General features: G+C 46.5%; 24 protein-coding genes. 17 read left to right on the top strand and 7 right to left on the bottom strand.

The genetic code is table 11. From position 1 onward, the window contains the following. Window position 1: 1 nt before the first annotated feature. From thpR to PJK55_RS00995, 4 genes are read left to right on the top strand one after another with little or no spacing between them, the layout of a single operon-like run. The gene (gene thpR / locus PJK55_RS00980; protein ID WP_271304524.1) at window positions 2-577 is read left to right on the top strand and encodes an RNA 2',3'-cyclic phosphodiesterase; all 576 of its coding nucleotides are present in this window, start codon (window positions 2-4) and stop codon (window positions 575-577) included. Beyond that, entirely contained in the window at window positions 547-1386 is an 840-nt protein-coding gene (locus tag PJK55_RS00985) for an NERD domain-containing protein (protein ID WP_271304525.1), read from the top strand. Before thpR ends, PJK55_RS00985 begins: the two co-directional genes overlap by 31 nt. 19 nt (window positions 1387-1405) lie before the next feature. Beyond that, window positions 1406-3571 (top strand): type I pullulanase, encoded by a 2166-nt coding sequence (pulA, locus tag PJK55_RS00990; protein WP_271304526.1) that lies wholly within the window; start codon window positions 1406-1408, stop codon window positions 3569-3571. 49 nt (window positions 3572-3620) lie between these two features. Next, window positions 3621-4415 carry a phosphotransferase family protein gene (locus PJK55_RS00995; protein WP_214782134.1) on the top strand — a complete coding sequence of 265 codons (795 nt, stop codon included), beginning with the start codon at window positions 3621-3623 and terminating at the stop codon, window positions 4413-4415. 36 nt (window positions 4416-4451) lie between these two features. Here the strand turns inward: PJK55_RS00995 and PJK55_RS15170 are convergent, their stop codons facing one another. After that, window positions 4452-4562, bottom strand: a complete 111-nt coding sequence (locus PJK55_RS15170; protein ID WP_012726769.1) for a hypothetical protein — start codon at window positions 4560-4562, stop codon at window positions 4452-4454. A 138-nt stretch (window positions 4563-4700) separates the two neighbouring features. On the opposite strand from PJK55_RS15170, the gene trmB reads away from it, so the two are divergent. Then, a complete protein-coding gene (gene trmB, locus PJK55_RS01000; protein ID WP_271304527.1) occupies window positions 4701-5348 on the top strand; it encodes a tRNA (guanosine(46)-N7)-methyltransferase TrmB in 648 nt (215 codons plus the stop codon). A 105-nt stretch (window positions 5349-5453) separates the two neighbouring features. Beyond that, complete coding sequence (locus PJK55_RS01005; protein WP_224861577.1) at window positions 5454-5963, top strand: hypothetical protein; 510 nt, start codon at window positions 5454-5456, stop codon at window positions 5961-5963. A 39-nt stretch (window positions 5964-6002) separates the two neighbouring features. Here the strand turns inward: PJK55_RS01005 and dhaM are convergent, their stop codons facing one another. From dhaM to PJK55_RS01025, 4 genes are all read right to left on the bottom strand, one after another. Further along, window positions 6003-6353 carry a dihydroxyacetone kinase phosphoryl donor subunit DhaM gene (dhaM, locus tag PJK55_RS01010; protein ID WP_256441180.1) on the bottom strand — a complete coding sequence of 117 codons (351 nt, stop codon included), beginning with the start codon at window positions 6351-6353 and terminating at the stop codon, window positions 6003-6005. A gap of 10 nt (window positions 6354-6363) precedes the next feature. Further along, window positions 6364-6954, bottom strand: coding sequence for a dihydroxyacetone kinase subunit DhaL (dhaL, locus tag PJK55_RS01015; protein ID WP_214693332.1), 591 nt, complete (start codon window positions 6952-6954; stop codon window positions 6364-6366). 19 nt (window positions 6955-6973) lie between these two features. Continuing rightward, on the bottom strand, window positions 6974-7951 hold the full coding sequence (dhaK, locus tag PJK55_RS01020; protein ID WP_271304528.1) for a dihydroxyacetone kinase subunit DhaK: 978 nt from the start codon (window positions 7949-7951) through the stop codon (window positions 6974-6976). 102 nt (window positions 7952-8053) lie between these two features. Continuing rightward, window positions 8054-8356, bottom strand: a complete 303-nt coding sequence (locus PJK55_RS01025) for a PepSY domain-containing protein (protein WP_012726763.1) — start codon at window positions 8354-8356, stop codon at window positions 8054-8056. Between the two features lie 138 nt (window positions 8357-8494). Here PJK55_RS01025 and PJK55_RS01030 point away from each other — a divergent pair, with 138 nt between their 5' ends. After that, the gene (locus PJK55_RS01030) at window positions 8495-9568 is read left to right on the top strand and encodes a M42 family metallopeptidase (RefSeq protein WP_214782140.1); all 1074 of its coding nucleotides are present in this window, start codon (window positions 8495-8497) and stop codon (window positions 9566-9568) included. A gap of 152 nt (window positions 9569-9720) precedes the next feature. After that, window positions 9721-10737, top strand: a complete 1017-nt coding sequence (locus PJK55_RS01035) for a PTS transporter subunit IIC (protein ID WP_271304529.1) — start codon at window positions 9721-9723, stop codon at window positions 10735-10737. 37 nt (window positions 10738-10774) lie between these two features. Here PJK55_RS01035 and PJK55_RS01040 read toward each other — a convergent pair whose 3' ends face one another. Further along, the gene (locus tag PJK55_RS01040; protein ID WP_214693325.1) at window positions 10775-11107 is read right to left on the bottom strand and encodes a hypothetical protein; all 333 of its coding nucleotides are present in this window, start codon (window positions 11105-11107) and stop codon (window positions 10775-10777) included. Between the two features lie 116 nt (window positions 11108-11223). On the opposite strand from PJK55_RS01040, the gene PJK55_RS01045 reads away from it, so the two are divergent. The 6 genes from PJK55_RS01045 to PJK55_RS01070 all read left to right on the top strand — a co-directional run bounded on the left by PJK55_RS01045 (window position 11224) and on the right by PJK55_RS01070 (window position 15707). Next, window positions 11224-11535 carry a thioredoxin family protein gene (locus PJK55_RS01045; RefSeq protein ID WP_074033461.1) on the top strand — a complete coding sequence of 104 codons (312 nt, stop codon included), beginning with the start codon at window positions 11224-11226 and terminating at the stop codon, window positions 11533-11535. Window positions 11536-11541: 6 nt separating this feature from the next. Further along, a complete protein-coding gene (locus tag PJK55_RS01050) occupies window positions 11542-12336 on the top strand; it encodes a DUF1444 family protein (RefSeq protein ID WP_271304530.1) in 795 nt (264 codons plus the stop codon). Between the two features lie 54 nt (window positions 12337-12390). After that, window positions 12391-13005 (top strand): YtpR family tRNA-binding protein, encoded by a 615-nt coding sequence (gene ytpR / locus PJK55_RS01055; RefSeq protein ID WP_224862764.1) that lies wholly within the window; start codon window positions 12391-12393, stop codon window positions 13003-13005. 54 nt (window positions 13006-13059) lie between these two features. After that, window positions 13060-13764, top strand: coding sequence for a hypothetical protein (locus PJK55_RS01060; protein ID WP_271304531.1), 705 nt, complete (start codon window positions 13060-13062; stop codon window positions 13762-13764). An 85-nt stretch (window positions 13765-13849) separates the two neighbouring features. Beyond that, window positions 13850-15157: a UDP-N-acetylmuramate--L-alanine ligase gene (gene murC, locus PJK55_RS01065; RefSeq protein ID WP_214746404.1), complete on the top strand. Its 1308-nt coding sequence runs from the start codon at window positions 13850-13852 to the stop codon at window positions 15155-15157. 97 nt (window positions 15158-15254) lie between these two features. Further along, on the top strand, window positions 15255-15707 hold the full coding sequence (locus PJK55_RS01070) for a Dps family protein (protein ID WP_074033457.1): 453 nt from the start codon (window positions 15255-15257) through the stop codon (window positions 15705-15707). A 41-nt stretch (window positions 15708-15748) separates the two neighbouring features. On the opposite strand, the gene PJK55_RS01075 is transcribed toward PJK55_RS01070, so the two are convergent. Next, window positions 15749-16861, bottom strand: a complete 1113-nt coding sequence (locus tag PJK55_RS01075) for an aminopeptidase (protein ID WP_271304532.1) — start codon at window positions 16859-16861, stop codon at window positions 15749-15751. A gap of 169 nt (window positions 16862-17030) precedes the next feature. Here PJK55_RS01075 and PJK55_RS01080 point away from each other — a divergent pair, with 169 nt between their 5' ends. The 3 genes from PJK55_RS01080 (at window position 17031) to PJK55_RS01090 (ending at window position 19343) form a co-directional block, all read left to right on the top strand. Continuing rightward, window positions 17031-17543 carry a DUF948 domain-containing protein gene (locus PJK55_RS01080; protein ID WP_214782151.1) on the top strand — a complete coding sequence of 171 codons (513 nt, stop codon included), beginning with the start codon at window positions 17031-17033 and terminating at the stop codon, window positions 17541-17543. A 25-nt stretch (window positions 17544-17568) separates the two neighbouring features. Beyond that, window positions 17569-18117 (top strand): YtxH domain-containing protein, encoded by a 549-nt coding sequence (locus PJK55_RS01085; protein WP_271304533.1) that lies wholly within the window; start codon window positions 17569-17571, stop codon window positions 18115-18117. A gap of 134 nt (window positions 18118-18251) precedes the next feature. Continuing rightward, window positions 18252-19343, top strand: a complete 1092-nt coding sequence (locus PJK55_RS01090) for a bifunctional 3-deoxy-7-phosphoheptulonate synthase/chorismate mutase (protein ID WP_271304534.1) — start codon at window positions 18252-18254, stop codon at window positions 19341-19343. Window positions 19344-19438 lie beyond the last annotated feature (95 nt).

The following is a 19438-nucleotide window of genomic DNA, read 5'->3' on the forward strand; positions in this document are numbered from 1 at the left end:
GATGAGCACGCATTATTTTATTGCGATTCCAATCGAAGCGGCCGAACTCGCCGCTGTGCAACAAGCCATCTTACCGTATTACTCGTATCGGCGAATTTATCGACCGGACGAGTTTCATTTGACGATACAATTTTTAGGGGGGGTCGATGGTGAGGAGCTGGATGAAGTGAAAGAAATCACTAGAAGAATCAGTCAAGAAACCCTTCCGTTCACGTTGACGTTTCATGCCATCGACCATTTCGGGAGAGCAGACCGTCCACGCGTGTTGACGATCGTACCTGATGCGTCAGATGCTCTTCAGCGATTTGCGACGGCGCTGCGTCAAGAGCTCGTCGCATTGATTCCAAATTTAGACCGAAAAACGTTCGTCCCTCATGTCACTCTCGCAAAAAAGTGGGACAAAGGGGAACGGATTGCTTACGTCCCACCCGAGTTTAACGTGACCGAGTCGGTGGAAGAAGTGATCCTGTATGAAGTGCAGCCGAATCATACTCCGTCCTATAGGGCGATTGAAGTATTTCCGTTAAGACGGCCAGAGGAGGACATATGGCAATCCCGGTTAAAATTTTTGACGTAATCTCAAAATATGAACGTGATGTATTAGATCAATACAATCGCTATTTAGAATATGTAGAATCCGATACGGCCCGATTGCAGCGTCTTCATGAAAACAATCGACTGAGTCCGGTCGAAGTGCTTGAAATTGATCGGCCGTGGTGGAAATTTTGGGCGAAGTCGGAAAGGATTGAACTAGAACCAAAACCACTCGCCGAATCACAGTATCAGAAATTACTTCGAGAGCGCCGACACATTCAAAAACTGCAATTTGCTTGTGAAGGGGTACTTGAGGCAGATTTACCACATTTGGCATTCACGAGAGATTTTGCATATCGCATGATGCGTTCCGAATGGAATGAACGCCACTTCTTCTTTTATCGTCCCGTCATTGAGTGGAACGGTGCGACCGTTGAATTAAGTCACGTCCTTGTCGGTCCGACGCATCTCTATATCGTGGAGTGGCTCGAGGGAGACCGAAGCATCTATCACATATCGAAAGAGAAGACGTGGGTTCATCAACCGCTGAAAGGGGAAAATACTCGTGTAGTGAACCCGCTCATTGCGTTGACACGCACCGAAGAACTTGTTCGACAAATTGTACCGAACTATGCTGGTGTCCTTCAAAAGGTCGTCATTGCAGTAAATGGTTATTTTGATAACGTTCCGAGCGCTCGAACGACGCATTATGTGGGACGAAATGAGTATAAAGAATGGATGAAACAAGTGAATGGGCGCGCACCGATTGTAAAAGCGCAGCAAGTCCGTGATGTCGCTACATTGTTAGAAGTGACAGCCAAGATGCCGTTTCGTCAATTTATGGATCAGTGATTGAGAGGAAGGGACGCATATGCATCACACACCAGATCAAAAGACTGCCTCGCATGTAACGATTGAGAGCGCGTCTTTCGTATCATTTGAGACCATACAACTTGAGATTGTGCGCGAATATGAATCCGTTCCAGTACAAATCGAACAGAATGGACGCCAGATTGACTACATGATTGAACAACAACATGTGACCGAATCAGGGATGATTGAGCAAATTCTGCGACTATATGAACCTATTTCTTTAGATATGATGTATACGGTGTTTCATCCGGGACAAAAGACGACGGTCATCGTTCCTCGAGAAATTGTACGCTCCGAAGAGTTCGAGCGTCGATTCTCATATGATGGACCACTTGGCGTGTCATTTACGCCACACGGGATGGAAGTGACCGTTTGGTCGCCTGTCGCACTCTCGATGTGGATTACCGTCCATGACGACACGAACCACCGTGAACTCGAACGCTTCCATATGCATCGCGGTTCTCGTGGAGAGTGGAATGGAGAAGTGCCAAAAGCGTTCGAAGGGATGCTATATCGTTTAGAAGTAAAGACACCCGTCGATACGAGACAAGTCGTTGACCCTTATGCAAGAGCCGTTAGCTTGAACGGAGAGTTTGGGGTATTGATGGACGTGGAACGATTTGTGAATGAACAAGTCGAACAAGCTCCGCGTCCACCTCTTTGGAAAGCGACCGATGCCGTCATCTATGAACTGCACATCCGAGACTTCACAAGCCATCCCTCATCGTTGAGCCAACTGAAAGGTCTATACGGAGGGGTAAGCGAAAAAGGAGTTCAGACGAAAGACGGTCACAGTGCAGGACTTGATTATATAAATGAACTCGGCGTGACCCATGTCCAATTGTTACCCGTTCATGATTTCGGAAGTGTCGATGAAGCGACACGAATGCCGTATAACTGGGGTTACGATCCAATTCATTGGTTCAGCCTTGAAGGAAGTTACGCCTCTAGCCCGGATGTGCCAATGAGTCGGGTATTCGAGTACGCGTCACTTGTCGCGGATCTTCACCGGTCAGGTCTTCGTGTCGTCACAGACGTCGTGATGAATCACATCTATATTCGTGAACATTCACCGCTCGAGGCCCTCGTCCCTTATTATTATTTTCGTTATGAGCATGACGGAACGGTCGCAAACGGGACAGGTGTCGGAAACGATACGGCATCGGAACGCTATATGATGCGGCGAATGATTGTCGACTTCGTCTCATACTTTGCGACAACTTATCGAGTGGACGGATTCCGTTTCGACTTGATGGGTATCCATGACGTCGAGACGATGAATCAAGTGCGAGCCGCCCTTGATAAAGTTGACCCGTCCATCCTTGTGTATGGAGAAGGGTGGGACTTGGCGACACCGCTCGGACAGTCCTTAAAGGCGACTTCGCAAAATGCAGCCCGAATGCCTCGAATCGGACACTTCAACGACATGATTCGGGATGCCTTAAAAGGGTCAACCTTCAATGATCGAGAACGTGGATTCATTTCAGGAAATGAGTGGCGAGAATGGGAACTGCGTGAATGTCTGACCGGGGCCGTTCATATTCCGAACGTGACGGTCGGACGTTTTCCGAGCCCGACGTATTCGATCAACTATGCCGAAGCCCATGATAATTATACGATTTATGACAAATTACAGTTGTCATGTGAAGGGATTGATGAAGCGACTCGCCTCGCAATGCAGCGACTCGCCAATGCGGTCGTCATCACGTCTCAAGGGATCCCATTTATCCACGCGGGTCAAGAGTTCGGACGAACGAAACATGGCGTGGAGAATAGCTATAATTCACCAGATCACATCAATCATTTCGATTGGGACTTACGAGATGCGCGAATCAGTGAGATCGAGTATGTGAAGACGCTTTTGAAACTACGACGACTGCATACGTGTTTCCGTTACGATTCACGTCAGGAAGTTATCGACCATTTCACATTCCTGCCGTCGCCGCCTGGCGTCATCATTTATGAACTGACGGCGAGCCACTCGTATGACGCTTGGCAGCGGGTACGCGTATATATTAATGGAACGTTCGAAAAACTGTCATTCGAAAGCGATGCGAAATGGAACGTCTATGTTCAGGGGGAGACTGCTAGCCTCGTCCCGATCGAAAGAAACCCGTCACACATTCAAGTCGAGTCGTTGTCAATGACGATTCTCGCGTGTTAAGATGTTGATTGTATCTCTTTAATTCAAGTAAGATTTGAGCGTGATGAATATGTATTCAGATATAGTCGGTGCGCTCGGGAAAGAGTGGACAGTCGCTTCAGCCGGAGGCATTACGGGCGAAGCGTATGTAGCGACGACGCGCCAACAGAAGATTTTTGTGAAACGGAACTCTTCTCCATTCTTGGCGATTCTTTCAGCGGAAGGAATTGTTCCGAAACTTCTTTGGACAAAGCGGATGTTTAACGGGGACGTACTAAGTGCCCAACAATTCATTGAGAGCCGCGAACTTTCACCAGAAGATATGAAGCGACCAGATGTCGCGGCACAACTCGGAAAGATTCATGATTCGAAAGAGCTATTATTCATGTTACAACAATTAAATCACACACCGGTGACGCCGCACTTGTTGCTTCGTCAGTGTGAGGCATATGAACAAGATGAGACAGATCCTACGATTGGAGAGGCGATTCAATGGTTAAAACACCATTTGCCGAAAGTCGACGAGCAAGAGTTCGTCGTATGCCACTCTGATTTAAATCACAACAACTGGATTGAAGATGAAAACGGTCTTCTCTATTTGACGGATTGGGACGATGCGATCATCGCGGACCGTGCCTTTGATTTGGCGATGGTAGTCTATAGCTATGTCGAAGAGGCGGAATGGGAGCGCTGGTTCACGCATTATGGCGTTGAGGTTTCGAGTGAACTTCATAATCGAATGCATTGGTATGCAATTGCCCAAACGATTTTAACGATTTATGGGGAACGAAACGATGCAGCACGAACAGAAGGTTTTCATGTACTGCGCGAATTGATCGATGAGGCGTATGAACGAATCAATTAAAAGGGATGGCTGTGCGCCACCCCTTTTTGAATGTGTTTAGATGTCGTCTGGATTCATGAAGTAAGCCCAAACGAACGTTGCGATGACGCCTGCGAAAAACGTAAGTGGAGCTGCATAAAAAATTAAGAATTGATCTAATGTACTCATCGTATATAACCTCCTTGTGAAGGATGATTCACGTTCATTAAACTATGATTTCGTGTATAATCGCAAGAGGACTGCTCGTACGTAACGTGCATATTCCCATTAAACTTGAACATTTGATGAACGAAAGGTAGGATTTTCATGCGTTTACGACATAAGCCTTGGGCAAAAGAATATATGGAAGCTCAAGAACACGTATTTATTCAACATCCTGAACAATTAAAAGGGAAGTGGGACGCCGAGTTCGGCAATGACCACCCGCTCTTTATCGAAGTCGGTTCAGGGAAAGGGCAATTCATTTTAGGGATGGCGAAACAACATCCGGACGTGAACTTTATCGCAATCGAACTATTTGAAAGCGTAGCTGTCTCAATCGTTCAAAAGCTCGTCGAGACACCGATGCCGAACGTGAGAGTACTGACGGTTGATGCGAAGCGACTCGTCGAATATTTTGAAGCTGGAGAAGTCGACCGCGTCTACTTAAACTTCTCGGACCCTTGGCCGAAAACACGCCATGCGAAACGTCGCTTGACGTACAAGACATTTTTAGCGACATATGAAGCAATTCTTCCGAAAGCAGGGGAGATTCATTTCAAGACGGACAACCGCGGACTCTTTGAATATTCTCTTCAAAGCATGAGTCAATATGGGATGTTCTTCACAGAAATTTCACTTAATTTGCATGTAAATGAACCGGAAGATAATATTCGAACAGAGTATGAAGAGCGCTTCAGTGCGCTCGGTCAGCCGATTTATCGAATGGAAGCTGTATTCCGTCCGAAAAATTGACACGCTTTTTTCTTATTTTAATAGTATTTTCTTCACACTTTTTTCTTTCTTCTTGGTACAATAGGAATGACGCTAAACTGGAATAAGAGAAGGGGGAACATGGGGATGTTGAAAAAAGCATGGGCAAGCCTGCTTGCAGTAATCTTCATTCTAACAATCGCACCAATGAATACCTCAGCGAACGAAGCGTTCTTGGACGCACTCGAAGAGGATTTGAAAGCGACGCATTACGATTATAAAGAAGGAACAGCTGAAATCATCAAAGAAGAGACGCTTCGCCATTCAAATGGCAACGAAGTGATCGCGGCTGTCGTAGAACTCGATACGATTCGTGATGGGATCTTCATCACACGTAAAACCGAGTACCATTACTTTGATGCGACAGACAACAAGATCCTCTCATCAGCAGATCTCGTAGAAGTTGAAGGAGCAGCCGAATTCGCAGATGCAAACATCGATATGCTCGGTCAACAAATTGTCTACTGGTTGCCGGTATTGGTATTGCTTCTATTGATTGCGATTCCAGCACTCATTTTGTTCTTGGTCGTACCACGTTTCTATTCAACAAGCTCATATATGAATGCCGTATATGAAAAGAATGACAACCCACGTTAAGACATAAAAACACCCCGTTCTCCTGAACGGGGTGCTTTTTCATTGTTGCTTCAGCTGTTCGACGATATCTGTGAGAGACATGTCGTTTCCTGAGGAAACCGAAGCGATGAATGCACTTTCGACAATCGGACCATCAAAAAATGCGACCTCTTTACTTCCTTCGTACATGTCGATGGCAAGTTCGGCGTTCATCGTGGCCGAACCGATATCGCTAAGAAGAAGCGCTTCCCCTTCGACTTGGTCGAGTGCCTCCAAGATGCGCGTGACGTCTGTTCCAATCGAACCGTCTTCGAGACCGCCGGCTAGATGGATGGGGACGGATGGCGCCATCTCTTTCATGAGATCTTGGATCCCTTCCGCAATTTTTGCACTGTGCGAGACGATAATCAATTCAACGATGTCAATCGACCTCCTTCATAATCGCGGCTAACAGAATCGAACTGGAGAGGGCACCCGGGTCGACCGTCCCACGCGAATTTTCACCGAAGTAAGAAGCTCGACCTTTCGTCGCCACCATATCTTCCGTTTTTTGCACAAGTTCGTCTAACTGTTGTTTGTAGTCGTCCCCTTGTTTCACATGTTCGAGGAACGGGTCCCAAACGTCGACCATCGTTTTCTGACCGACTTCTGACTTTCCACGCGCTTTAATCGAATCGGAACCTTCTTGGAGTGCTTCTTTGAGAAGATCAAAGTCAGCTTCGGTCGCATCCCCGAACTTGGTCGCCATCTTGACGAAAGCAGAGCCATATAATGGACCAGCCGCACCGCCTACTTTCGACATCAGAGTCATGCCTACTTTTTTACTGAGCGCTCCGAGAGAGTCATACTCCTCGTCTAAAATGGAAGAGACCGCGTCGAAACCACGGGACATGTTGATCCCGTGATCTCCGTCCCCGATGGCACGGTCTAAATCTGTCAGTGTGTCTTTTTGGTCTTCAATTCCGACTTGTGTGTCGCGTAACGCTTGCTTCATCCGATCAATCGTCAACATAAAACAAACACCTCATTTATCAAAGTTTAAATCCAAGTGCTTCCGATGGAGTATCTAGATAAGTGGTCATCTCATCATCAAGCGGTAACAAAGTAATCGAGAATCCGTGCATCTCGAGTGACGTCATGTAGTTACCGACATATTTCCGTTTCAACGTATATCCAGCTGCTTCGAGTTTTTGCGCGACGAAATGATACGTCACATATAGTTCGGACAATGGAGTCCCGCCCATTCCATTTACCATAACGGCGACTTCGCCAGGCTCAACTTCTTTTTTCAAATGGCTGAGAAGGTCATCGACGATTTGGTCGACATCGCTCGTTGGTTTACGTTCGACACCGCGCTCCCCGTGAATCCCGATCCCGATTTCCATTTCTTCCTCGTTCAAGTCGAAACCAGGCTTGCCACTCACTGGCATGTAGCAAGGTTCTACCGCCATCCCCATTGAGCGGACGTGTGATGCGACTTTTTCCGCAATCGATTTAACTTCCTCGAGTGATTTGCCGCTTGCTGCAGCGGCACCTGCGATTTTATGAACGAAGACGGTACCGGCAACACCACGACGGTCTTCCTTGTTTGAAATCGCGACATCATCGGCGACGACAACATGGTCGACTTTAATCCCGTCTCCTTCAGCCAATTCGGCGGCGAGTTCGAAGTTCATGACATCCCCCGAATAATTTTTGACGATCAACAAGACACCGTTGCCACCGTCAGCTGCTTTGATTCCTTCAAGCACCATGTCCGGAGTAGGGGATGTAAAGACTTCCCCGCAAACTGCCGCATCGAGCATGCCGTCTCCGACATAACCGGCGTGTGCCGGTTCGTGTCCGCTACCACCACCCGAGACGAGCCCGACCTTACCGGATTTTGCACCGTTCGCCCGACAGATGACATTGAATCCTTCGACACGACCGTACAGTTCAGGATGGGCATGGACCATTCCTTCTACCATTTGCGATACGAGTTCACTTGCCTCACCGATTAGCTTTTTCACGCGAGATCACTCCTTTTTTAAATTGAAAACTACCAATTTCAATTTTCCACTCTTTCGCTGTAACTAAACAAAAAAACCGACGAATCATTCGTCGGTTTCGTGTCATGCATATTCGAGTAAAGCGCCAGTCTCAGAATCGACTGTGAACTCATACGTTTTTTCTTCGTCGTTCTCAAGAACCGAGATTCCACCTTTGTAGACATCGTATTCACGACCGTCATACGTGTAAATCTCAGGTGATGCAGAGATCCATGCCCCTTGGACATGACCTTTAGCTGAGAAAGCACGTTTTGTGTATTCCAACGCGTTTTCTGCAGATAAGCTACGTTCATCTAAAGCCTTTTTCGTCATAAGTGCGGCAATGACGGCAACCCCGATTCCAATAAACCAATACCTTTTTTTCATATGACTACCTCCCCTTGAACTATGGCTATCATGTACATCGTACCAAAACCTGTACCCGAATGGAATGAAAAGCATTCGCATCCTATCAAAACTTTTGTATATAATGAGACAAGAACGGTTAGGAAGGGATGATAAAAGATGGATCAAAAGACGAGAGATTTATTTAAGACGTTAACAGAACTACCAGGTGCTCCTGGGTTCGAGTCAGAAGTTCGTCAGTTCGTACGTGAACGAATTGAACCACACTCAGATGAAATCGTCACGGATGGCATCGGATCAATTTTTGGGAAACGTGTCGGGGACGAAGCGGGACCTAAAGTAATGGTAGCCGGTCACATGGATGAGGTTGCCTTCATGGTGACACGCATCACGGAGAATGGCATGTTATACATACAACCGCTCGGCGGATGGTGGAGCCAAGTGCTCATGGCACAACGTTTTGACATCATCACTTCGAACGGGAAAATCCCAGGTGTCGTCGCTTCGACACCGCCTCACTTACTCGGACCAGATGCGATGAGTAAACCGATGGACATCAAACAAATGTTCATCGATATCGGTGCCGATTCAAAAGAAGAAGCAGAATCATGGGGAGTGCGTCCGGGTGTTCCTGCAGTACCATCGAGCGCTTTTACACCACTCCATCACCCGAAAAAAATTATGGCGAAAGCATGGGACAACCGTTACGGTGTCGGTCTGGCTGTCGAATTGTTAGAAGAGACGACAAAAGCAGACCACCCGAACATCTTGTTCTCGGGTGCTACCGTACAAGAAGAAGTTGGACTACGTGGAGCGCAGACGGCATCTGAATTGATTCAGCCAGACGTGGCACTCGTACTCGATGCTTCACCGGCGAACGATGCATCTGGAAGTAAGACGGAGTTTGGACAACTCGGTGAGGGTGCCTTGATTCGAATTTTAGACCGGGTCATGGTCATGTCGCCTGAAATGCGTGACTTCTTGCTCGACACGGCTTCTGATGAAAATATTAAAACGCAGTATTTCGTCTCGCCAGGCGGTACGGATGCTGGACGCGTGCATATGAGTGGCGAAGGTGTACCGACAGCCGTTATCGGTGTCGCATCACGCTACATCCATACACATGCTTCGATTCTTCATACAGACGACTACGATGCGGCGAAAGCGTTACTGAAAGCGTTGGTCAAACGACTTGACCGTTCGACGCTTGAAACACTTCGTCCGTCTCGCTAAACGTACATGCCGTTCACTCATGATGTTGAGTGGACGGTTTTTTTGTGTAGATGTTCTTGCTATTTCAAGAAAACACCTTATACTGATAGAGGTGTTTATACATGCTGTTTACTTATGTAAAGACACCTGTATGATTGTAAGGAGGATCTCGTATGTTCAAGAAAAAAGGAATCTCACTTAGCCCGTCTGTTTATTTTGTGACGGCACTTAGTTATATGGCACTAGGGTTGTTCAGTACGTTGATCATCGGTTTGATTATGAAGACGATTGGTGGTCAGCTTGAAGGGACCGCACTTGCTGGAATAAGCGCTACGCTCGTTCAAATTGGGGACGTGGCGATGAGTCTGACGGGTCCAGCGATCGGGATTGCGATTGCTTATGCCCTTGAGGCGCCACCCCTTATTCTATTTTCTGCACTCGTTGTCGGGACGTTCGGATATGAGTTTGGACCGGCCGGTAGTTACGTCGCCACACTTTTAGCCGTTGAGGTATCAAAACTTGTATCGAAATCAACGAAGCTTGATATTTTGGTGACGCCATTTACGACAATCGCAGTCGGTTTCTTCACAGCGACATATATCGGGAAATATGTAGGGATGTTCATGACACAGCTCGGTAGTTGGATTGAGTGGGGGACTGAGCAACAACCATTGTTCATGGGACTCGTCGTAGCGACACTCATGGGGTTGGCATTGACTGCGCCAATTTCGAGTGCAGCCATCGCTTTGATGCTCGGGTTGAACGGTATTGCCGCTGGTGCCGCGACGGTCGGATGTGCTGCTCAAATGATTGGGTTTGCGATTACGAGTTATCGCGATAACGGAGTCGGCGGAGCGATTGCGCAAGGAATCGGAACGTCGATGCTCCAAGTCGGGAATATCGTGAAAAATCCTTGGATTCTTTTACCCCCTACATTAGCTGGGGCTGTCCTCGCACCAATCGCGATTCTATTGTTTGAATTAGAAAGTGTGGCAGCTGGGGCAGGGATGGGGACGAGTGGACTCGTCGGTCCGATTGTCATGCTAGAAACGATGGGCTTCAGTTGGTACACGTTTATCATTGTCCTCGGCTTCCTAGTCATCGGACCTGCTTTGTTAAGTTATGCGGTATACGCTGTATTGAGAAGAACTGGACGTATTCAGCCAAACGATATGAAAATTGACTATTAAAAGAAGCGCCGTTTGAAGCAAACGGCGCCTTTTCGTGTCATCCGATACCGAATAAGACTTTGACAGAATCTACCGTCTCGCGAGGGACGCGGAAGCTGATGAGGAACAGTAGAAGGACGATTACATAGATTGGGATCAAATATCGTTTTCGTACGATTGGTAAATGACGGGCGAGTTGCTTGAGCCATTTTTCAAGAACATAAATGACGGCAAAGCCCACAACAAGCCAAATCAAAATCTCGAGTCTCGTTTTATCGGTATCAATAAATAAATATCCATATCGCAAAATGGCGAGCATTCCAAAGACGCCGACCATCTGTTCGAGGGGATGTTTCATTTCAGGATTCAATTTTTCTCGTGTCAATTTCATATGAGTTCACCTGTTTCAACTAGTTTCGGCTTTGATTATAACAAACACCAGAGCAGAATGTGTGACAGGACTTATGCTATTATAAGTGAGGGAAAAACGAACAGGAGTGGTCAATTATGAAACAACTATCAACAATGGCAGAATATACAGAAGCAAAAGAATCAAAAAGTATTTTCATGTTCTCGGCAACATGGTGTGGAGATTGCCGTTTCCTCGACCCGTTCATGCCTGAAATCGAACAGAAATTTGAAGATTGGACGTTTTATTACGTCGATCGTGACGAGTTTATGGAACTCGCGCAAGAGCTCGATATTTTTGGGATCCCAAGCTTTGTCGCATTTGAAAATGGTAAGGAAATCGATCGCTATGTCGGTCGCGAACGGAAGACGCCGGAACAGGTCGAAGCATTCTTGAATGGATTAGGGTGACCCTTTATGGAACGGAATGAGTTAAGACGCTACTTAGAAGCGAATTTCAAAGAGGACTATCGCACATCTTATGACCGCGAGAATGAGGTGTTGCGCGTCGAACGGAAAACTGATCGCTTTGGTGTGAATATTCGACTCGCACCAATCGTCGCGAAAGCGAAAACGCGGGGCAAAGTGGCAGTCGATGAAGTCATCGAATACATCGAGTCGGCAATGAAGGCAGATGATCACATCTCACTCGCCGGAAAATTGGATGCCATCTATCCGGTCATTCGTTCGAACTCGTTCGCAAAGACGACGAAAAGTGGAGAACCACTTATTTTCAGTCCGCATACGGCGGAGACCGCCATCTTTTACGCGCTCGATCGCGGGAACGGCTATCGTTTAATCGAGGAGAAGCATGTATCCGGTGATTTGACGCTTGAAACGATTGAACGCATTGCCCGGGAAAATGTCAAAAAACTCCCGACCGAGATGAAACAAGATGAAGTTGCAGGCAACCCGTTCTACTTTTTATCGACGCGAGACGGCTACGAGGCATCGCGCATTTTAAACGATGAATTTCTTCGAATGATGGAGCGCCGAGTTGAAGGGGATATGCTTGTCGGTGTACCGCATCAAGATGTGATGATTATCGCCGATATCCGAAACGACCAAGGGTATGATGCGATGCAACAATTGATGTTTGACTTCTTTACGAATGGTCGTGTCCCAGTAACTGCACTCGCCTTTCATTATGAGGCAGGGCAACTTGAACCGATTTTTATTGTCGGAAAAAAGACCCCGCCATCGAACACATAATCTGATAAAATAAGTGAGATGAGTTTGAAAGAAGGGACGTAGGAACGTATGCAAATGAATGTGTTTTATAACCGAGAAGGAATCGGCGATGTACTCATGGTGTTATTGAAAGAAGGAGAACGTCACCATCAATCTGTAGAACGGACAGGTGACGTCGCCATCGTCAAATCTGAAGACGGAGCCGTCAACGGATATAATTTGTTTCAAGCAAGTGAGCACTTTGACGTCACAGGTTGGAATGGTCCAGTTGATTTGACAACGGAATTAGTTGAACAGGTACAAGCTGTCTTGAAGGAAAATGGAATTGACGAAGACTTCTCATGGGTAGATGTGACACCGAAGTTTGTCGTCGGTTATGTGGAAAGTGCGGAAAAACATCCGGATGCGGATAAATTATCCGTTTGCCAAGTTCAAATCGATCAAGGCACTGTTCAAATCGTATGTGGCGCACCAAACGTCGCGACTGGCCAAAAGGTAGTCGTAGCCAAACCAGGAGCGGTCATGCCGACCGGTTTGATTATTCGACCATCGGCACTTCGCGGAGAGAGCTCGCATGGCATGATTTGCTCGGCGCGTGAATTAAATCTTCCAAATGCCCCGCAAGAAAAAGGGATTTTAGTATTAGATAACGAATATGAAGTAGGTACAGCATTTGAAATCGGTCGCTAAACTCGACCGATTTTTTGTTAAATATGGATTGAGTGAAAAAGCGAGGAATCAAGTATGGATGCATATGAACGTTCATTGAAACAACAAGCAGATCGAATCAAACGAGAGCTGTCGAGAGAAGGACAGCCGGTCTCACCACCTCCGAAGGTAGATATCACCGATGAATTCATTCCGACTGATGTTCCTTCACCGATTTACGGATATGCCCGTCCAAAACCGAAGATTGTTCTGCCGGTCGAGCATTCTCCTGAAACGAGAGAACCGTTCGAAATGAGCACAGCGTCTGAAGTGGTTCCGTCTGAAGAGTCACTTCAAGATGAAGAGATCGTTAGCATTAGTCCTGAAATAGACGCAGAACATGTTGAAGACATTTCCGGGGAAACAACCGAAGAAGAAAAATCGATTCTCGGTCAGGTCTCGATTCTAGATAACGGTTTTTCGTCCGTTTTTATGCAATCAACGGACTTATCCCGCTCGAAAAAAGAAGAGGTCGTGGAAGTTCATCAAAGTGCAGCGCCAGATGAAAGTTTAGACATCGATGGTTCTATGGAACAAATCGGAGAGTCGATTGAGCAGATTGCAGAAAAATTACAAACGCCATCTGAACAAGAAGAATTACCGGCTGACACCGAATTGACACCGGCTGTTCAAGTTTCGTTTAAAGCCGACCAACCGCCTGTAAACGTGATGATGACGCCAAAAGATCGCATGGCAATGTACCGTAGCCGACGACTTGCGCAAAAAAACAATAATCTGTAATAGCACGACTCAGTGAGTTTTGCTATAATGACAAAGGTTTGTCGCATTTTGACGAGCCGCAATGAATTAGGGGGGCTATTTACAGATGAACCGTTATCACTTCGTCGGAATTAAAGGAACGGGCATGAGTCCTTTAGCTCAAATTTTATTTGATATGAATAATGAGGTCCGTGGATCGGACGTTGAAAAAGCATTTTTTACAGAAGAAGCATTGAAACGAAAAGGGATTGAAATTTTGCCATTCGACCCTGAAAATATTTCTGAAGATCAAATCGTCGTACAAGGAAATGCGTTCAGCGACGATCATCCAGAAATCGTACGCGCGCGTGAACTCGGATTGACGATTTATAAGTACTACGAGTTTTTAGGTGAGCTCGCGAATCATTACACAAGTGTCGCCATCACAGGGTCACACGGTAAAACATCGACTACAGGCTTGCTTGCCCACGTCATGCGTGGAATCGAACCGACATCATTCTTAATCGGTGATGGAACAGGTGAAGGTGTTGCCGATTCGAAGAACTTTGTCTTCGAAGCTTGCGAATATAAGCGTCACTTCTTATATTACCGTCCAGACTATGCCATCATGACGAATATCGACTTTGACCATTCAGATTACTTCTCTGGTTTAGACGATGTCATCGATGCATTCCAGGAGATGGCAAAACAAGTGAAGAAAGGAATCATTGCTTGTGGCGATGATGAGAATCTTCAGCACATTCAAGCGAACGTTCCACTTGTTTATTACGGGTTTGGGACGCATAACGATTTCCGTGCAGAAAACGTTACGTCGACAGAGAACGGAACGACGTTCGATGTCTTTTTACGTGATGATTTCTACGGAACGTTCCGCATTCCTGGATACGGAGACCATAGCGTGTTGAACGCTCTTGCTGTCATCGCTACATGTGATTACGAGAACTTACCTAAAGAATTGGTGAAAGAGCGTCTTGCATCATTCAACGGGGTGAAGCGTCGTTTTAGTGAATCAACGCTTAACAATCAAGTACTCGTAGACGATTATGCACACCACCCACGTGAGATCAGTGCAACGGTCGAAGCGGCTCGGAAGAAGTATGGAGAACGGGAAGTCGTTGCGATTTTCCAACCACATACGTACACACGTCTTAAATCGTTCATGGATGACTTTGCAACAGCATTGGCTGAAGCAGATACGGTCTATCTCTGTGATATCTTCGGTTCAGCCCGTGAACAAGAAGGGACTGTCACAATCGAGGACCTTCAATCACGAATCGACGGTGCGCATATTTTGAAACGTGGTGGTACGAGCGTCTTACGCAATCATGACAAGGCAGTACTTTTGTTCATGGGTGCAGGTGACATCCAAACGTACCAGCGCGAATATGAAGAAATCGTAAAACTTGAAGCATAAGACGGGGGAGGGACGAATGTCTCTCCTTTTTTATGTTTAGCCAACCAAAATCTCGGTAATAGTAGTATCGATGAATATGACAAAGGAGATGTTTGGAATGGCTAGTCAAGGTGCACTCAATACGTTAAACAAGGAAGTCGCAAACTATGGGTTACTGTTTGTGAAACTGCATAATTATCATTGGTATATTAGCGGTCCTCACTTCTTTACGTATCATGAGAAACTCGAAGAGCTCTATAACTTAGTCGCGGAACTCTACGATGACGTAGCGGAAAGACTTCTTATGAATGACGGTGAACCGTATGCGACGATGAAAGAGTATTTGGAACACTCGACGCTTACAGAAGGTGATCGTCATGCAGAAACGGATCAGATGATTAAAGATATCATCAACGACTTCAAACAAATTCGCCAAGAGATGCAAGATGCGATGGAAAACTTTGAAGACGGGGATGAAGCGATTGAAGATACGTTCGTCTCTCATATCGAGCGACTCGAAAAAGAGATTTGGATGATGTCTGCCGCACTCGGTAAAAAAACAAAATTGTAACCACAAAAATGGTGCGCCTGACGAAGGCGCACCATTTTATATTATTTCAAGTTTTCCGGATTGAGTGGAAGCAACGCATCGATGACGAAACGTCCGTCTTTACGAATGAGGACATCATCGAACCAGATTTCACCACCGCCATAATCCGGGCGTTGGATGTTGACGAGGTCCCAGTGAACTGACGAATTATTGCCGTTATAGGCATCGTCATACGCTTGACCTGGCGTGAAGTGGAAGCTGCCATCAATTTTCTCATCAAAAAGGATATCTTTCATCGGATGTTGAATGTATGGGTTCACACCGATTGCGAACTCACCGACATAACGAGCTCCTTCATCTGTGTTGAACACTTCATTGATTCGTTCTGTATCATTGGCCGTCGCATCCACGATTTTACCGTCTTTGAACGTCAACTTCACATTCTCGAACGTGAATCCTTGGTATGGAGATGGCGTGTTGTACGTGATCACGCCATTGACCGAATCTTTTACCGGTGCCGTAAACACTTCACCGTCTGGAATGTTCATTTGACCAGAGCACTTGATTGCCGGGATATCTTTAATGGAGAACGAGAGATCCGTTCCTGGTCCTTTCAATGTGACACGGTCCGTCTTGTTCATCAATTCGACCAATCCGTCCATTGCACGGTCCATTTTGCCGTAGTCGAGTGTACATACATTGAAGTAGAAGTTTTCGAACGCTTCTGTTGATTTACCTGCCAATTGTGCCATTGATGGAGAAGGGTAACGAAGTACGACCCATTTCGTCCCTTTGACACGGTCTTCCGTGTGCATTTTACCGAGTGTGGCACCGACGAGTTTTTGTTGCTCACTCGGCACGTCAGAAAGTTCGTTGATGTTATCACCGGCACGTAAACCAATGTACGCATCCATTGCCTGCATCTGTTTCCGTTCGATGTCAGCCATGAGTTCGAGTTGCTCACGACTTGCTCCCGTATACAATTTGCGTAAGATGCGGCTCTCTTTCAACAAGACGAATGGGTGTCCGCCGGCCTCATATGCTTTTTCGACGAGTGCCTCGACGAGCGATTCCTCTACGCCAAAATTCTCAATCAGTACTTTTTCCCCCGGTTGTAACTTGACGGAATAATTGATTAAACCGTCTGCTAATTGTGTAATTCTTGGATCTCTCACACGACCACCCCTAATTTTTTTTATGAATTTCTATTTTAGTGTAATCGAAAACATAAAAACGGGTAAAGGAATAATCAGACCGAATGGCGAAAACGGTTGTAGCAAATCTTTTCAGTCATAATGGTGCTATAATGAAACAAGAAACGATTGAATAGGAGGAATGGATTGAATGGAGATCACATTAGGAGGCATCGCTGGCCTGATTGCGGCCCTCGCGTTTGTCGTACTCGTCATCTTCTTGGCACGTGTCTTATCGAATGTAAACCGTACACTCGGTAGCGTCGCCAATACGACAGAAAACTTAGAACGCCAGCTCGACGGAATCACAATGGAAGTGACGGCGCTCTTACATAAGACGAACCGTCTCGTCGACAACGTGGAAGAAAAAACAGAGTTGCTCGCACCTGTTGCCCATGCACTCGATGAATTAGGTACATCCTTGAACGAGGTAACTGAATCGGTCCGTACCGTCTCAACTTCTGTCCACTCGGCAGCGGATGAAAACAAAGAACAGATTGCTCAAGCGGTTCGATGGGGATCGGTCGCGGTAGAATTGTTCAAGAAAAACAAACCAGAATCATCAACTACGAAAGAACGCCCACGCCGTCGCACGCGACGTGAAAAGAAAGAGGAAGCACCTGTATCACCCGACATGATTAACACGGACGATACAATCAAATAACGATACATCGGGGAGGAACTCACACATGACAGACCAAAAGCAACCAACAGAACAGAATCAATCAAGTAGTGGATTTTTAACGGGTGTTATTCTTGGAGGGATCGTCGGAGCGGCTGTCGCACTATTGACATCACCGAAAAGCGGACGTGAAGTGCGAACGTACCTAGACGAAAAGACATCTACATCGCGTGAGCGATTGACTGTCAAATCGAAGGAAATGCGTGAGAAGGCAGAACCAGTCGTCGGCGAGTGGATTAAAGTAGCGAGCGATAAAGCGGCACCGGTCCTCAATATCGTGAAAGATAAGGCGCGTGAAGCTGCCGAATTGAAACAGCAGATGGATGAGGATGACCTCTCAATCGAAGAGGCAATGGAGAAAGCGGATCAACTCGTCGCAGAAGCGGAATCTGAAGTGAAAGAACAGATGGACCGCGCGGCTGAAGAAGAGACGGCGGACTCATCGCTTGAATCTGAGTCGGACGATTCACTCGAAGCACCTGTCAATGAGTTGCTCGATGATGAGTCGAAAGAAGAACTCAAAGAGTTGAAGAAAGACCTGAAGAAGGAAGAATAAAGTAGAGAGGACCGAACGCCTTCGGTCCTTTTTTGGTGATTTTGTGACGTAGAAGGTTTCCTTATGACAAAGCGCACAAAGTTCGATATAATTAGGTTTCTGGAAAGAACGGCTTAAGAATGTGAGGGAAACGAATGAGTCCACAAGATCAATTGAATCGATTACGTCGAGAAATGGATGAATTGAACCATGAAATGCTCGACTTGCTGAGTCGGCGTGGTGCACTTGCCGTCGAAATTGGAAAGATCAAACGTCTTCAAGGCGTCGAACGATACGACCCGGTCCGGGAACGAGAGATGCTCGATTTCATCGCAGCTTCGAATCAAGGACCGTTCGAAACGTCACGTCTTCAACATATTTTTAAAGAAGTATTCAAAGCGTCTGCTGAACTGCAAGGCGAAGACCGGGATAAGACATTACTCGTTTCGCGTAAACGTCAACCGGAAGATACGTTGGTCCATGTGAAGGACGTGACGATTGGGAATGGACGTCCGCAGCTGATTGCGGGGCCATGTGCCGTCGAATCGTTCGAACAAGTGAATGCGGTCGCAGAGAAGCTCGCCTTGTCTGGAGTGAAAGTGATGCGAGGCGGGGCATACAAACCACGTACATCGCCGTATGACTTCCAAGGCTTAGGTTTTGAAGGGTTGAAAATGCTGAAGGCGGCAGCGGACCGTCATGATTTACGAGTCATCACGGAGATCATGACGCCAGGAGCAGTCGAGTCGGCCTTGCCATATGTCGATATCATTCAAGTTGGTGCCCGGAATATGCAAAACTTTGATTTGTTGAAAGAAGTCGGTAAGACAGACAAACCGGTCTTGTTGAAGCGTGGATTATCCGCTACAATCGAAGAGTTCATCTATGCGGCAGAGTACATTATGGCGAGTGGGAACAGCCAAGTCATCTTGTGCGAGCGAGGGATCCGGACGTATGAGCGTGCGACACGCAATACGTTAGACATCACAGCGGTGCCGATTTTGAAACAAGAGACGCATTTACCGGTTATGGTAGACGTCACCCATTCGACAGGTCGTCGTGACTTGTTGTTGCCGGCTGCTAAAGCGGCACTTGCCATTGGGGCAGACGGTGTCATGGTCGAAGTACACCCGAATCCTGCCATTGCCTTATCGGATGCGCAACAACAATTGGATTTCGATCAATTCGATCAATTTGTGGAAGGACTGACGTTCCAGTTTCCTCAACTTGATTTGGTGAAAAAGTAAGCTTTCCAAATGGAAACGTTTTATATCGCATGAAGACAGGGTAAATGGATGACAGATACCTGTCTTCCTTTTTTAAGACGTTTTATGAAAACTTT

The sequence above is a fragment of the Exiguobacterium sp. MMG028 genome (assembly GCF_027947425.1).
Classification (GTDB): Bacteria; Bacillota; Bacilli; order Exiguobacteriales; family Exiguobacteriaceae; genus Exiguobacterium; species Exiguobacterium aestuarii_A.

Excerpts from the sequence above, each read along its gene's own strand:
- thpR (WP_271304524.1), top strand. The coding sequence starts at position 2 with ATGAGCACGCATTATTTTATTGCGATTCCAATCGAAGCGGCCGAACTC.
- PJK55_RS00985 (WP_271304525.1), top strand. The coding sequence starts at position 547 with ATGGCAATCCCGGTTAAAATTTTTGACGTAATCTCAAAATATGAACGT.
- pulA (WP_271304526.1), top strand. The coding sequence starts at position 1,406 with ATGCATCACACACCAGATCAAAAGACTGCCTCGCATGTAACGATTGAG.
- PJK55_RS00995 (WP_214782134.1), top strand. The coding sequence starts at position 3,621 with ATGTATTCAGATATAGTCGGTGCGCTCGGGAAAGAGTGGACAGTCGCT.
- PJK55_RS15170 (WP_012726769.1), bottom strand. The coding sequence starts at position 4,562 with ATGAGTACATTAGATCAATTCTTAATTTTTTATGCAGCTCCACTTACG.
- trmB (WP_271304527.1), top strand. The coding sequence starts at position 4,701 with ATGCGTTTACGACATAAGCCTTGGGCAAAAGAATATATGGAAGCTCAA.
- PJK55_RS01005 (WP_224861577.1), top strand. The coding sequence starts at position 5,454 with ATGTTGAAAAAAGCATGGGCAAGCCTGCTTGCAGTAATCTTCATTCTA.
- dhaL (WP_214693332.1), bottom strand. The coding sequence starts at position 6,954 with ATGTTGACGATTGATCGGATGAAGCAAGCGTTACGCGACACACAAGTC.
- PJK55_RS01025 (WP_012726763.1), bottom strand. The coding sequence starts at position 8,356 with ATGAAAAAAAGGTATTGGTTTATTGGAATCGGGGTTGCCGTCATTGCC.
- PJK55_RS01030 (WP_214782140.1), top strand. The coding sequence starts at position 8,495 with ATGGATCAAAAGACGAGAGATTTATTTAAGACGTTAACAGAACTACCA.
- PJK55_RS01035 (WP_271304529.1), top strand. The coding sequence starts at position 9,721 with ATGTTCAAGAAAAAAGGAATCTCACTTAGCCCGTCTGTTTATTTTGTG.
- PJK55_RS01040 (WP_214693325.1), bottom strand. The coding sequence starts at position 11,107 with ATGAAATTGACACGAGAAAAATTGAATCCTGAAATGAAACATCCCCTC.
- PJK55_RS01045 (WP_074033461.1), top strand. The coding sequence starts at position 11,224 with ATGAAACAACTATCAACAATGGCAGAATATACAGAAGCAAAAGAATCA.
- PJK55_RS01050 (WP_271304530.1), top strand. The coding sequence starts at position 11,542 with ATGGAACGGAATGAGTTAAGACGCTACTTAGAAGCGAATTTCAAAGAG.
- ytpR (WP_224862764.1), top strand. The coding sequence starts at position 12,391 with ATGAATGTGTTTTATAACCGAGAAGGAATCGGCGATGTACTCATGGTG.
- PJK55_RS01060 (WP_271304531.1), top strand. The coding sequence starts at position 13,060 with ATGGATGCATATGAACGTTCATTGAAACAACAAGCAGATCGAATCAAA.
- murC (WP_214746404.1), top strand. The coding sequence starts at position 13,850 with ATGAACCGTTATCACTTCGTCGGAATTAAAGGAACGGGCATGAGTCCT.
- PJK55_RS01070 (WP_074033457.1), top strand. The coding sequence starts at position 15,255 with ATGGCTAGTCAAGGTGCACTCAATACGTTAAACAAGGAAGTCGCAAAC.
- PJK55_RS01080 (WP_214782151.1), top strand. The coding sequence starts at position 17,031 with ATGGAGATCACATTAGGAGGCATCGCTGGCCTGATTGCGGCCCTCGCG.
- PJK55_RS01085 (WP_271304533.1), top strand. The coding sequence starts at position 17,569 with ATGACAGACCAAAAGCAACCAACAGAACAGAATCAATCAAGTAGTGGA.
- PJK55_RS01090 (WP_271304534.1), top strand. The coding sequence starts at position 18,252 with ATGAGTCCACAAGATCAATTGAATCGATTACGTCGAGAAATGGATGAA.